The organism is Methylophaga sp., from assembly GCF_048266885.1.
Classification (GTDB): Bacteria; Pseudomonadota; Gammaproteobacteria; order Nitrosococcales; family Methylophagaceae; genus Methylophaga.
In genome coordinates this window covers 80421-93756 of sequence record NZ_JBLWYR010000002.1, presented here as the reverse complement: position 1 = coordinate 93756, position 13336 = coordinate 80421, and the positions used below count along the sequence as shown (strand labels likewise).

At 44.2% G+C, this 13336-nt stretch carries 9 protein-coding genes; all 9 read right to left on the bottom strand.

The annotated features are described in order from the left end of the window. Positions 1-20: 20 nt before the first annotated feature. Positions 21-1628 (bottom strand): methyl-accepting chemotaxis protein, encoded by a 1608-nt coding sequence (locus tag ACN0V2_RS01550; protein ID WP_417549029.1) that lies wholly within the window; start codon positions 1626-1628, stop codon positions 21-23. A gap of 254 nt (positions 1629-1882) precedes the next feature. Further along, positions 1883-3517 (bottom strand): methyl-accepting chemotaxis protein, encoded by a 1635-nt coding sequence (locus ACN0V2_RS01545; protein WP_417549028.1) that lies wholly within the window; start codon positions 3515-3517, stop codon positions 1883-1885. Positions 3518-3709: 192 nt separating this feature from the next. Continuing rightward, complete coding sequence (locus ACN0V2_RS01540; protein WP_417549027.1) at positions 3710-4768, bottom strand: PA0069 family radical SAM protein; 1059 nt, start codon at positions 4766-4768, stop codon at positions 3710-3712. Further along, positions 4768-5487 (bottom strand): SIMPL domain-containing protein, encoded by a 720-nt coding sequence (locus tag ACN0V2_RS01535; RefSeq protein WP_417549026.1) that lies wholly within the window; start codon positions 5485-5487, stop codon positions 4768-4770. The genes ACN0V2_RS01540 and ACN0V2_RS01535 overlap by 1 nt, the downstream gene beginning before the upstream one ends. A gap of 19 nt (positions 5488-5506) precedes the next feature. Further along, positions 5507-6508, bottom strand: a complete 1002-nt coding sequence (locus tag ACN0V2_RS01530) for an alpha-L-glutamate ligase-like protein (protein ID WP_417549025.1) — start codon at positions 6506-6508, stop codon at positions 5507-5509. Further along, positions 6505-8016 carry an inactive transglutaminase family protein gene (locus ACN0V2_RS01525; RefSeq protein WP_417549024.1) on the bottom strand — a complete coding sequence of 504 codons (1512 nt, stop codon included), beginning with the start codon at positions 8014-8016 and terminating at the stop codon, positions 6505-6507. The genes ACN0V2_RS01530 and ACN0V2_RS01525 overlap by 4 nt, the downstream gene beginning before the upstream one ends. A gap of 9 nt (positions 8017-8025) precedes the next feature. Beyond that, positions 8026-8895, bottom strand: a complete 870-nt coding sequence (locus tag ACN0V2_RS01520; RefSeq protein ID WP_417549023.1) for an ATP-dependent zinc protease — start codon at positions 8893-8895, stop codon at positions 8026-8028. Between the two features lie 89 nt (positions 8896-8984). Continuing rightward, on the bottom strand, positions 8985-9752 hold the full coding sequence (locus ACN0V2_RS01515; protein ID WP_417549022.1) for a methyltransferase domain-containing protein: 768 nt from the start codon (positions 9750-9752) through the stop codon (positions 8985-8987). Next, complete coding sequence (mfd, locus tag ACN0V2_RS01510) at positions 9752-13285, bottom strand: transcription-repair coupling factor (RefSeq protein WP_417549119.1); 3534 nt, start codon at positions 13283-13285, stop codon at positions 9752-9754. Before mfd ends, ACN0V2_RS01515 begins: the two co-directional genes overlap by 1 nt. Positions 13286-13336 lie beyond the last annotated feature (51 nt).

Here is a 13336-nt window from a genome sequence, read left to right as displayed (position 1 = left end):
GATGCAGCCTTTTTGTTCTCCTAAACCTGGAATTTATCGACAGTGGTTTTGAGCCTTCCTGAGAGCAGTGCAAGTTGCTCAGCGGTTTGCGATATTTGCTCACTGATTTCGGCTCTGTCTTTTGCCATTTGTGAGATTTTGTCTATCTGGCTGTTAATTTGCTGACTGTCCTCACTTCCCTGAGCGGCTGCCGTGGCAATATTTTCAATAACATTATTGGTCTGCTGGGCTCCAGCATTAATTTGTAGTAAAGATTGACCGGCTTTTTCGACCAGTTCCACGCCATGTTTAACCAGTACTTCACCCTGATCCGCATGTTTAACAGCATTATGCGTTTCCGATTGTACAGCTGCGATGACCTCACCAATCTCTAATGTGGCCTGTGAAGTACGTTCCGCTAATTTGCGTACTTCATCTGCAACCACGGCAAACCCCCGTCCCTGATCGCCCGCGCGAGCGGCTTCAATCGCAGCATTTAACGCTAATAAATTGGTTTGAGCCGCAATATCCTGAATCACTTGTAGAATGCCGCTGATTTCGTCAGAACGTTCTCCGAGATTGGTGACCGTAGACGCCATATGCCGAACGGCTTCAGCAATTTGATTAATACTTTCAGCTGCTTCAGCGACAACCGCTCGTCCATTTTCTGCAGAATGCTGTGCTGATTTGGAAATTTCCTGTGCTTCGGAAGCATTATTGGCAACCGACTGAATAGTAGAATTGATATGGCTGATGTTCTGAACGATATCTTCTACCACCTGTTTCTGTTTGACGGAACCAGTGGCAACGCGTTCGGAGATATTTGTTAGCTGATTAGCAGATTCTGAAGTTTTTTGGGTATGTTCCAGCAAATCACGAATAATATTTTGTAAATTATTCATAAACTGATTAAAGGCACTGGCCACTACGCCTATTTCATCATCGGCATTTACAATCGGCAGCCGTTTGGTTAAATCAGCCTCACCCATAGCCAGATTACTCATTGACGTTTCCAGTTCGCTAAGGGGGAGCAGTAAACGACGGGTTAACAGACGAATGGCAATGGCAGAAATGATCACCAGGATAATGGCAAACACCACACTCTTAGTAACCAACTCGCCAATAATATCGAAAAACCGTGCTTTCTCGACACCGACATACAAAATCCCGATCACCTCTCCATCAGCATTCAGTATCGGATCGTAAGCAGTAAAATAACGCACTCCCAGAATATCGGCTTCACCCTGAAACGGCTTCGCCTGTTTTAAAACCGTGTCATAAACTTCTCCCGGCGCGAGTGTTGTGCCAATGGCGCGGTTTCCATCATCTTTTATCACATTAGTAGATATGCGCGTGTCATATTGAAAGATGGTGGCTGTGCCGCCCACTAATTGTTTGATTTTATCGACGACAGCATAGTCCTGATCAACGGGCTGGCCATCAAGCAGTAATTGGTTATTTTTCAGGCTGAATTGTTGACCTTGCTGATGCAGCACCGACCAAGCCACCCGCATATTGCTTTGCTGGTTTTCCTGAGCTTGCATATATAAGCCTTGACTCAGAATATACGTGGTAGCACTAACGATAATTAATATTAGCAATAGACTACTCACCACATTGGAAACAATGAGTTTCTGGTATAGCTTCATATTCTCTCACCTTGAAGTCTAGTTCTCTTAAATAGCCGTATATCTAAGATCAACAGACCCTAGCTTAATAATTTTTAGGATGACTAGGGCCTCTGATGGTTATCGTCCAACGTGACTATTTAATGAGCGCTATATTTAAATCAGCAGAGATTTTGATGGGCTATATTTCCAAGAGTAAGGTGTAAAACGATTAAACGATGTTGTTAAACAAAAATGCCACCCGTAAGAGTGGCACTTTTTATGACCCAGCTTACTTAACTAGCCGTTTTAAACTTACTAATCGATTGTTGTAGCGTATCAGCCAATTGATTGAGTTCCGAACTCAGCGATGACATAGACTGCGATCCAGCTTCAGCTTTGTCTGAAACCAATGTGATGCGACGGAAGTTATTATTAATTTCCTCTGCAACAGCCGATTGTTGTTCAGCAACACTGGCGATCTGCGCATTCATATCATTGATAGCGGTCACGGAACGGCTGATAACAGCTAACGATTCTCCAGCATGCTCTGCTTGAGTGACACATTGATGGGCTTTGTTTTTGCCTTCTTCCATAACTTTTACCGCTATAACCGTTCTGCTTTGGGTTTTTTCGATTAAGTCTTTAATATTTAACGTTGACTCTTTGGTGCGGCTGGCCAGACCACGAACCTCATCAGCAACCACCGCAAAACCGCGACCATGTTCACCAGCACGAGCGGCTTCAATAGCTGCATTTAAAGCCAGTAGATTGGTTTGTTCGGTAATATCAGCAATGACCTGAACAACGGTACCAATTTTTTTGCTGTCCTCAGACAGTTCATCAATAACGCGAGCGGCTTCTTCCACTTTGGTTGCCAGCTCAGCGATGCTGGCAAGTGTTTTTGCTACTTCCTGATTACCATTAATAGTTTCTTTGTCGGCCGTTTGTGCCTGAATTGCTGCTTCGCTGGTCAGGCGAGCAATTTCTTGTACCGAAGTCGAAATTTCACTGATGGCATTGGCTCCATCCAGCGTTTGCTGTTTTTGGTCAACAACCAAACTTTGATTATCTGCTGAGGTTTGATTCATTACCTTGGCCGCATCTGATACTTGTCCTGCGGATGAACTAATTGCCTTCATAATATGTGACAGTTCGCTCGACATGGTACTTAAGGCACCCACGATACTTTTTGGGAATTTGGTCTGTGCTTGTTGTGTTAAATCACCAGAGGCAAACACTCTGATTAACTGGGCCGCTGAGTCTGGCTCACCACCGATGGTTGAATAGAGTCGACCAATTAATCGGTAACTGACAAAGATGGCAATGATGAAGGCAATGAGCGTAACGGTGATCATCAAAGCCATAAATCCACCGGTTTGTTGGCGAATATAATCAACCTGGTCGCTGATAGTCACTTCCTGAAAATCGATAAATTGATTCACAGCAGCTAACCATTGAGTGTAAGCGGGAGAGGTGTTGAGCATTAGATAATCGTGGGCTTCAGTGCTTCTGCCTTGATTAATTAAATTAATAGTTTCAGCTGTATGAGTAAGGGTCTGTTGTTCAATCGTTTTAATATTATCTAACAGCGTTTTTTCCTCTGCGGTAAATTGTTGAGTATCATTCGCCATCGCTTCCAGGCTGATAGCTGATTCGGCATAGAATTGTTCTAAGCGTTCGATATCCTGAAGATGTTGTTGGCGTTCAGCACTGTTGTCACTTAACACCACGTCTCGAATTGAAATGGCGCGGTCGTGAACACTGCCTCGAAAATTAATCGCAGCCCGTTGCTTTACACTATCGAACTCGTTGATTTTACTCATGGTTCGATCAATCTTGCTGACTTCATTTATGCCAATAATGGCAATCAATACCATCAAACTTAATACGATACCGAAGCCAAGTTGAAGCCTGTTTTTGATAGTCACTGACAATTCCTGATTAATTTAAGCAAACGCATCATCGCGCACAACATGTGAGTTTTATGTCAAAGCAATATTATGTATGCCTGTTTAAATTTTAGAATCAGGAATATTCTCTCATTGATTAGAAATGAGCATTAGTAGTCATAAGGGGATGATCAGATAGGCGCAGCAGAAACTAATTAATAAACCAGTGGATTAAAACAAGCTCATTTGGCTGTTGGGTGACTGAAACAAATCACATCGTAATGGTGAAAGTGTGGACTTGAGGTTTAATTTTTTGCAGATATTATGAAATCGTTGAGCTAGCAAATCAGCGAAAATGCCTTCACCGCGAAGTCGATGGCCAAAACGAGGGTCATTATTTTTACCGCTGCGTAAATCATGTATACGATTCAAAATATGCTGGGCCTGATCAGGGCGGTGGGTTTGCAGCCAGGCTTCGAATAAAGGGCTGACTTCAAGCGGTAATCTGAGCAGAATGTAATTTACGTCCAACGCTCCTGCCTGGATAACGGCTTTGACGATATCCTCTAATTCGGCATCTGTTAATACCGGAATCACTGGAGCAATTAAAACAGTGACTGGAATGCCTGCATTGCGTAAAGTTTCAATGGTTTGTAAGCGACGCTTAGGTGCACTGGCTCTGGGTTCCAGGATACGTGATAAGGCTGGATCCAATGTGGTTACAGAAAGATGAACTTTAACTAAATCATATTTGGCCATCTTTTGCAGAATATCAATATCCCGTTCCACCATGGCCGATTTCGTCACGATATGGCAGGGATGGCGGGTATCATTCAACACCTGCAGAATCTGACGGGTGATTTGATACTCGCGTTCAATCGGTTGGTAGGGATCGGTATTGGCACCAAGCGAGATGGGCGAGCATTGATAATTTTTGGCGGCCAATTCTTTTTTGAGCAACTTCGCTGCATCTGGTTTGGCAGTAAGTTTAGTCTCAAAATCCAGCCCCGGGGAAAGCCCTAAATAGGCATGAGATGGACGTGCAAAACAATAAATACAACCATGTTCGCAGCCACGATAAGCATTAATTGATTGGCTAAAAGGTAGGTCAGGTGATTGATTACGGGTAATAATGGTTTTAGGGTGTTCAATTTCTACCGTGGTTTTAGGTGGATTCTCTGGTTCTTGAAACCAGCCATCTTCCACTATTTCACGTTGATATGTGTTGTAACGTCCATCAATTTTGTCGGCAGTTCCACGTCCTTTGATTAATGATGGTTTATGAGCCATTAATCAGACAAATAATATTCCACAGTCGAAACCACTCGAACTTGTTTGATATGTGGATTGTTATTGTCGCGAGGCGTGATACTGAACTGACCTTGAGAAGCTTTGCGGATCTTACCTAGGTTACTGTCTGAATCCTCAGCAAACTTTTCAGCGACTTCGCGGGCATTTTGAGTCGCTTCCTCAATCATTTCCGGTTTGATTTCATTGAGACGGGTAAACAGATATTCAGTCTGAGCCATATAGTTATCACCTGCCAGCACTAAACCTTGTTTACCCAAATCAGCTAAAGCCGTCATGGCCTTACGAACAGTCTCAATGTTTTCAGAATAAACGGTGACAGTTTGTGTTGCGGTATAACGGAATTCTGCTCTTGGGCCGCCACCATATTGCTGAGCAGATTTATCGGTAATCGCTGGGGCATTGAAGGTAACTTCATCCTCATTGATGCCACGCTGCTGCAGAAACTCACGCACTTTCTTGCCATTATTTTCAACGGCCAGATAAAGCTCGGGCAGATCATTATTGGCTTCAGTGAATTGAATTGGCCAAATCACAATATCAGCGGGGTAGTCGCGTTCAGATAAACCTTTTACCGTGACACTGCGTTCAAGTTGCTTGAAGTCGATTAACGCTTTACCGAGCTGAAACCCCAGCAAGGTTAAGCCCAGAAACAATGCTCCCCCTAAAATCAAAGCGGTTGATTTAGTTTGATTAGCCATATTCTGAGCTCCTGTTAAATCAGCGGTGATCGGTAAAGTGTTCTCTTGCATAAGCGACGCGGTCAGCGATGCTCATTCTTTTCTTATGACTCAGACTTTCAATTTGACGCAGCCGCGGTAATAACCCTTTGCCATTGGCAATCTGAATGGTCAGGCCAGGTCGAGCGTTTAATTCGAGCAACATGGGGCCTTTAAATCTATCCAGCACAATGTCCGTACCCAGATATCCCAATCCTGACATTTCATAACATGAGACTGCCAAGGTTAATACTTCTTCCCAATGCGGCACATTCAACGTCATCATATTTAATCCGGTATCCGGATGCAGCAAAATCGGTTTATCAAATTGTACCGCTCTTAATGCATGACCATCACCAATATCTAAACCAACCCCCACTGCACCTTGATGCAAATTGGCTTTGCCATTGGATGCAGCGGTTGATAAACGCATCATTGCCATTACCGGAAAACCACGGAACACAATAACGCGCGTGTCGGGCACGCCTTCGTAGCTGAAGCCACTAAAGCAGTCATCAAAATGAATCAGATCCTCAATAATCGCCACATCGGCACGACCACCGAGTGAAAATAGACCCGCCAGAATATTACTGACATGGCGTTCTAAATCGCCAATGTTGGCAAACTGACCGTTGGACTTACGATAACCTTCTTCACTCTGACGAGTGATAACCATAATGCCTTTACCGCCGGAGCCGTGTGCGGGTTTGATACAAAAACCACTGCTACAACGTTGCAAGATATAACTTAAATCTTTTACCGCATGCTGTTCACTGATTACACCTATTAAATCAGGCACTTTTACACCGGCTTCAAGCGCTAATTCTTTGGTTTGTAATTTATCATCAACCAGCGGAAACAAATGGCGTGGATTGTAGCGACTGATATACGAAACATTCCGACGATTCATGCCCAATACACCAATTTTGCTTAGTGCATTGGGATGGGCATAGCGCTCGCGAATTGTTTGAAACCAGTTTAATTTTTCGACTGGTTCGCTCATGATTTATCCAGCTTAGTCAGAGGTTTAAAGCGTTTTAATTCAAGCAAACGGTAACCAGTGTAACTACCGGCAACCAACGTTAATGCCATCAAGATCAACTGAATGCCCATAAAGTTAAACGTTAAATGTCTTACCCAGTCGAGATTCATCGCCATGTAAGCCAAAATCGCCACTAATAACGATCCACCACCTTGAATCATGACCTGTTTAGCGCCTTCCTCTTCCCAGAGAATCGACATACGTTCGATAGTCCACGCCAAGATGATCATTGGGAAGAAGGTGATTTTCATCCCTTCGGTTAAACCAAATTTATAAGCGATGATTGAGAAAATCGCGATCATGCCTATTACCATAATGATGACCGCGGATATTCGGGCGACCAATAACAAGTTAAGATAGGACAAGTAGGAGCGAATCATCAGACCCACGCCCACAATCAGCAAAAAGCCAATCAGACCGGTCCATAAACTCGTTTGAATAAATGCCATGGCGATCAAAACTGGCATAAATGTACCAGAGGTTTTAATGCCCACCAGGATGCGCATTAATACGACAATTAATACACCTACCGGGATTAATAAGATGCCTTTGAAAATAGCTTGTTCTTCAAGCGGCAAGGTATACAGGGAAAAGTTCAGCCATTCGTTACCAGCAAATTTTTGATTCAAGGCGATATTAAACGGTTGCTCTTGAGAGATCATTGAGAAAGTTACTTGTGCATTGGTTGCACCGATAACCTCTAATACTGGGCCTGAATGATATTGCCAAAGCAACAGGTTTTCAGCCTGTCCCTGGTCGCCGGTTTCTGGATTGAAGACATCATATTCTTCACCATCAAACACCTGAATATATTCAATCAGGGATTGGCGACGACGGCCATCTTCAAGTTCTAATGCATGAATACGTCTGGCTGGAACTCCAGCTTCCTGTAGCAATTGCGCAATCCACACTGTTTTAGGTTTGATTTGGGCAAGTAACTCAGCTGTTTGTTCTTGGTTGTTAAACTCATGGATCAGTTCACGAGCCAAGGTGTAATTTGATGAAGATCGTTCAGTCGCGCGATCAAGAATCATCTTCGCCGCTGTTGCATACGGCTCTTTTTCAACATTTGGTTTCACATTTTGAACAATATTTTGTTCATCTGGGATAGCAAATGGATCGACCAGCATATCGACTTTGTAATACAACGACTGATTACCGTTGGCTTCACGTTTCGACCATTCGGCATAGGTCCCAGCCTCACGTTCAATAAAAGATAGTCCATAGCCAGGGCTAGCGGTTTGTTGATTAAGCTGAGTAAAAAGGGGTTGTGTGTTTGGAATCGCGAGCCGAGCCGTGACCGGATCACCGCTGGCTTCAAAGTCTACTTTCGCTTCGATTGACCAGGTTTGCCGTTGGTCACCCGGAAACCAAGGGATATCAAACGCTATATGTCGATGTAAAGTTAAGGCAGTACCGGCCAGAAACAGCAGACTGACTAGAATATAAAAGGGCGCACGTGATGCCATGAGAAATCCTTACTCGTCGTCTGATGCTGAAGGGTTAGCTTGTTCTGCTTTTTTCGGAATGGCAGATGCACGATCTTTTAATAATTCAGGTTTTGGCTGAACATTTTTCTTGGCCACATCCACCACGGCGATATCTTTCAAAAACTCACGGCCTAATAAAATGGGGTAGTTCATATGAGAACGATCGGTCAGAGTGAACTCTGCTGTATCAGTCATATTGCCAATTCGAATCGTCAATCTGACCACCGGACGTTTATCAATTTCATTGGTTGAAGATTGACGAATGTTGGCGATTCGGGCGATAGGCGCTTCTACTTCGTAACTGTTATCACTGCCTTCTTCAGGAACAATGGTAAACCTTGCCCACTTTTGGCCATCACGTTCTAAGGTAACGATATCTTGTGCAGTTAAAGAGGAGGTCGTTGCACCGGTATCAACACGAGCTGGAAACACACGGTTGACCGCTTCAATCCATAACCACTCGGTTTGGCCCAATACCAATTTATCATTCAATGTTACTGAGGCTGGCGGCGGACAGCTATCGGCATTGATAGGTTGAACGGTTTGTGCTGCTTGAACGACGGCTCGTTGAGCCAACTTTTCATTCAGTTGTTCAACTTGATCATTTAAGTCATCGAGCTGTTTACGGGTGATTTGTTGCTCTTTAGAAAACGATTGGATGCCAGCTTGATGTTTGCCTTGGTTATCAATCACTTTCTGGCATTGTTGGCGAAGCTGGGTTTCTATTCTGGATTCACTATCACTAAGTGCAGACTTTAACTGTTCATTAGATACTGAAGGGCGGGTCTGAGTTTGAACGCAAGCTGTAGTTAACAGGCTTGAGAAGAGGATGATGAGTGGTAATTTTTTGTTGAACATGTTTTTCCCAAAGCTTAAAACGGATTATAAAGTCAAAACGCACTTATCAGAATAAAATGATAGAACTGCATATTATGACGTAATCCCTGTCAATCCGGAGATTTTTTCTCGGTGAGTAAATGAACGTAACGTCCCATGTCACGATAGGTTGGCATACGACAATATTGGTGTTCTAACGCCAGTAATTCTTGTTCATTTGTCTGGTTTCGACTCTCAGAGTTCAAATAATCACTAAACACGCGAATGCCACTGTGTTGAATAATCTCAAAACCATTATTTTGCAAAAACTGAATTAATTCATATGGGTATTGTGGATAGGGTGGGCTTAGCTTGCTCCCGGCACCAATATAGCGATCATTCAGAATCGGTTCCAGTCTCCAGCCACCTTGAATAATATTTTTATAAACCATGGCGTTGCGATTATAAAACATCAATGACAGGTAACCACCGGGTTTCACACGCTCTAACACCTGTTTTAGTGTCTCTAAAGGTGTCGCTAACCATTCCACTACAGCGTGACAAATGACCAAATCAAATTGGCTTAACTGCGGGGAGAGCTGTTGGATTGAAGCGTGATGAAAATTGGCATCCAATTTTGCCTCGGCAAAGGTCTGTTGGGCTTGTGTTAGCAGTTTTTCAGAAATATCACACAAGGTCAGCTGATGACCAAAACCAGCCAACCATAAACTTATCTGGGCCGAGCCACAGCCAGCATCCCAAATCTCTAACGACTGAGCTTCAGTAAATTGATGAAGATCTTGTTTTAAGATCTGTAGTCTTAACTGACCTTTGCTGGTGTCGTAAATCCGTTTGTTAAAGCGATCTGCTAAATCGTCAAAATTACGGTCTTGTTGCATCAGGCAGCCGGTTTCAACAGATTATCCAGCAATGTATCAATAGTCATGATGCGGCTCTCGGCATCCGGCATATTATCGGTAAAACGTAATTTATCCTGACCATCCAGTTTGAAACGAGAGGGTTGTTTTTGAATCAACTGAATAATGGTCATCGGTTCAACCTGAGGTTCTTTATCAAACAACAAGCGGCCACCTTGATCATATGCATCAATCTTACGAATGCCGATGGTTTTAGCTTTAAGACGCAACTCATGCACGGCAAATAAGGTTTGTACCGGCTCAGGTAACAAGCCAAACCGATCAATCATTTCTACCTGCAGTTCACGCAACGCTTCTTTATCAGCTGCGGCGGCAATACGTTTGTACAACACTAGTCGGGTATGAACATCGGGCAAATAATCTGAAGGTATCAAGGCTGGAACATGTAGATCGATTTCTACGGTCTGGCGAGCCATATTGTCCAAATCCGGTGTTTTGCCGGATTTCAACGCATTGACCGCTCGTTCCAGTAATTCGTTATATAAGGTAAAGCCAATTTCCTGCATCTGGCCGCTTTGCTCATCACCCAACAATTCACCGGCACCACGAATTTCCATATCGTGAGTAGCCAGGGTAAAGCCCGCACCTAAATCTTCAATCGACTCAATGGCTTCCAGACGTTTAATCGCATCGGCTGTCATGGCTTGTTGTGGTGGCGTAATTAAATAAGCATAGGCACGATGATGCGAACGTCCGACACGCCCACGGATTTGATAAAGCTGGGCCAAACCTAATTTATCGGCTCTATCTATAAAGATGGTGTTGGCGGTTGGTACGTCGATACCGGTTTCAATAATGGTGGTGCAAACCAGCACATTGAAACGCTGATGATAAAAATCGAGCATCACTTGTTCCAACTCTCGTTCACGCATTTGCCCATGTGCCACTGCAATGCGAGCTTCCGGCATTAAAGTTTCAAGTTCACGTGCTACGCGATCAATGTCTTCGACCTTGTTATGCAAGAAGTAAACTTGTCCGCCACGTTTGATTTCACGCAGCATACCTTCACGGATCTTGTCAGCATTCCATTGCAACACAAAGGTTTTAATCGCTAAACGACGCGCCGGAGCGGTGGCAATAATGGATAAATCACGGATACCGGAAATCGACATATTCAAGGTGCGTGGAATCGGTGTGGCAGTAAGAGTTAACACATCGATTTGCGAGCGATATTTTTTCAGTTGTTCTTTTTGCGTGACACCGAAGCGATGTTCTTCATCGAGCACAAACAAACCCAGTCGTTTCGGATCGATATCCTGTTGCAATAATTTATGGGTGCCAATCACGATATCAGCCGTACCTTCGCTGATCGCTGACTTCACATCATCCAATTGTTTCTTGCTACGAAAGCGTGACAACACCTCAACCCGAATCGGCCAATCAGCAAAACGATCTTTGAAGTTTTCATAATGCTGTTGAGCGAGCAGAGTCGTCGGTACCAATACCAGAACTTGTTTTCCAGATTGAACAGCCAAGAATGCCGCACGCATGGCGACTTCGGTTTTACCGAAACCAACATCACCACACACCAAACGATCCATCGGCGTTTCAGATTGCATATCGGCAATCACTGCATCAATCGCATCTTGTTGATCGGGTGTGGTTTCAAACGGGAATGCTGCCGAGAAGGCTTCATATTGTTCATCAGGTGACTGCATCGGCGGTTTTTTGTTGGCAGCGCGTTTGGCATAGATATCGAGTAACTCTGCTGCCACATCGCGTACTTTCTCTGCAGCACGGCGACGCGCTTTTTCCCATTGTGTAGTGCCAAGTTGATGTAATGGAGCCAGTTCTGGAGCAGAACCGGAATAACGACTGATTAAATCTAAAGAGGCAACCGGCACATATAACTTATCGCCCTTGGCATATTCCAAGGTCACATATTCGGTGGCCACATCACCGACGTCGAGAGTTTGTAAACCCAGATAGCGTCCTACACCATGATCTTCATGCACCACGGCATCGCCAATTGTGAGTTCAGCAAGGTTACGGATAATGGCATCCGAATCCCGCTTTTTACGGCTGCGACGACGACGTTGCATAACCTGTTGGCCGAACAGTTGGGTTTCAGCAATGACTGCAATATTCTCGCTTTGCAGCAACAAGCCTTGTTCGAGTGGGGCGACCGTAATCGATAATGGGGCACTATCATTAATAAAGGCATCCCAGTTATCAACAACCTTAGGTTGCAACTGATTTTTACGCAGTAAATCCAGCAGTGTTTCGCGACGACCAGCGGATTCGGCGGCGATTAAAATTCGCCCAGCAAATTTATCAATAAATTGATGCAATGCTTCGCAAGGACGATCTTGCTTAGAGTTGAGTGGCAATGAAGGCGGCATTACCGTGGCGTAGTTGCTGTTACCGGCTGAGCCATCTAATTCAAAATTCTGACATTGCAACCGTTGCCACTGCTTGAACTGACTGAATAATTCTTCTACCGGCACAAACACATTGATTGGCGGTAACAACGGTCTTTCAGGATCGACGCTATGCTGACGGTAACGAACCTGGATCTCCTGCCAGAACTGTTCAGCTGCATGAAACGTATCATTGAGCTGCACTAATAGCGTGTTATCGGGCAGATAGTCGGTCAGGCGAGCGGTTTGTTCGAAAAACAACGGCAGATAAAATTCGATACCGCCGGGCATATTACCGGCACTGACCTCACGGTAAATCAAACTTCGTTGCGGGTCACCATCGAAATACTGACGAAATTGTTTACGGAACAGGGCGATGCTGTCGTCATTAACCGGAAATTCACGGGCCGGTAATAACTGAATCTGTTCGATATTATCGATAGAACGCTGTGTTTCAGGATCAAACGTACGTAAGGTATCAATTTCATCATCAAACAAATCAATTCGATACGGCTGACGACTGCCCATCGGGAATAAATCAATGATGGCCCCACGCACTGCAAATTCGCCGTGCTCTATTACCTGAGCCACATTGCGATACCCTGACTTTTCCAGTTTTAGACGCCACTGTTCGATATCAAATTGATCGCCGGTCTTAAGCTCAAGATGATTGCCATCAAGAAATTCACGTGGCGCAATACGTTGCATTAACGTGGCGATGGGCACCAATAAAATGCCACGTTTAAAGTTTGGCAGATGATGTAATGTTTGCAGCCGTTCGGAAACAATATCCTGATGTGGTGAAAAGCTATCGTAAGGTAAGGTTTCCCAGTCAGGGAAATGCAAAATCGGCAATTCGGCATTGCCCAGATAAAAGCGGATTTCTAACTCAAGGCGATGGGCGCTGGCCACATCATCTGTCACTACCAATAGAGGACCTTCATGTTGCTGCGCTGCTTTTGCTAACAGCAAACCTTGTGCACTACCGTATAATTGTCCGGCACGAAGTTGATCTTTGGCTGATACGGGCAGTACAGGCTGAAGCAAATTGGCTGGCAAGAGTGATACCTTGATATATTGAAAGTGAGAAAGCGCGTTATTTTCCCATACTTGACCAAGTACAGCATCCAGCATTTTCAAACACGATAATGTCCTTACAAATAATAAGTGTTAATGCTATAGTCA

Excerpts from the sequence above, each read along its gene's own strand:
- ACN0V2_RS01530 (WP_417549025.1), bottom strand. The coding sequence starts at position 6,508 with ATGAGCGAACCAGTCGAAAAATTAAACTGGTTTCAAACAATTCGCGAG.
- ACN0V2_RS01535 (WP_417549026.1), bottom strand. The coding sequence starts at position 5,487 with ATGGCTAATCAAACTAAATCAACCGCTTTGATTTTAGGGGGAGCATTG.
- mfd (WP_417549119.1), bottom strand. The coding sequence starts at position 13,285 with ATGCTGGATGCTGTACTTGGTCAAGTATGGGAAAATAACGCGCTTTCT.
- ACN0V2_RS01540 (WP_417549027.1), bottom strand. The coding sequence starts at position 4,768 with ATGGCTCATAAACCATCATTAATCAAAGGACGTGGAACTGCCGACAAA.
- ACN0V2_RS01550 (WP_417549029.1), bottom strand. The coding sequence starts at position 1,628 with ATGAAGCTATACCAGAAACTCATTGTTTCCAATGTGGTGAGTAGTCTA.
- ACN0V2_RS01525 (WP_417549024.1), bottom strand. The coding sequence starts at position 8,016 with ATGGCATCACGTGCGCCCTTTTATATTCTAGTCAGTCTGCTGTTTCTG.
- ACN0V2_RS01520 (WP_417549023.1), bottom strand. The coding sequence starts at position 8,895 with ATGTTCAACAAAAAATTACCACTCATCATCCTCTTCTCAAGCCTGTTA.
- ACN0V2_RS01515 (WP_417549022.1), bottom strand. The coding sequence starts at position 9,752 with ATGCAACAAGACCGTAATTTTGACGATTTAGCAGATCGCTTTAACAAA.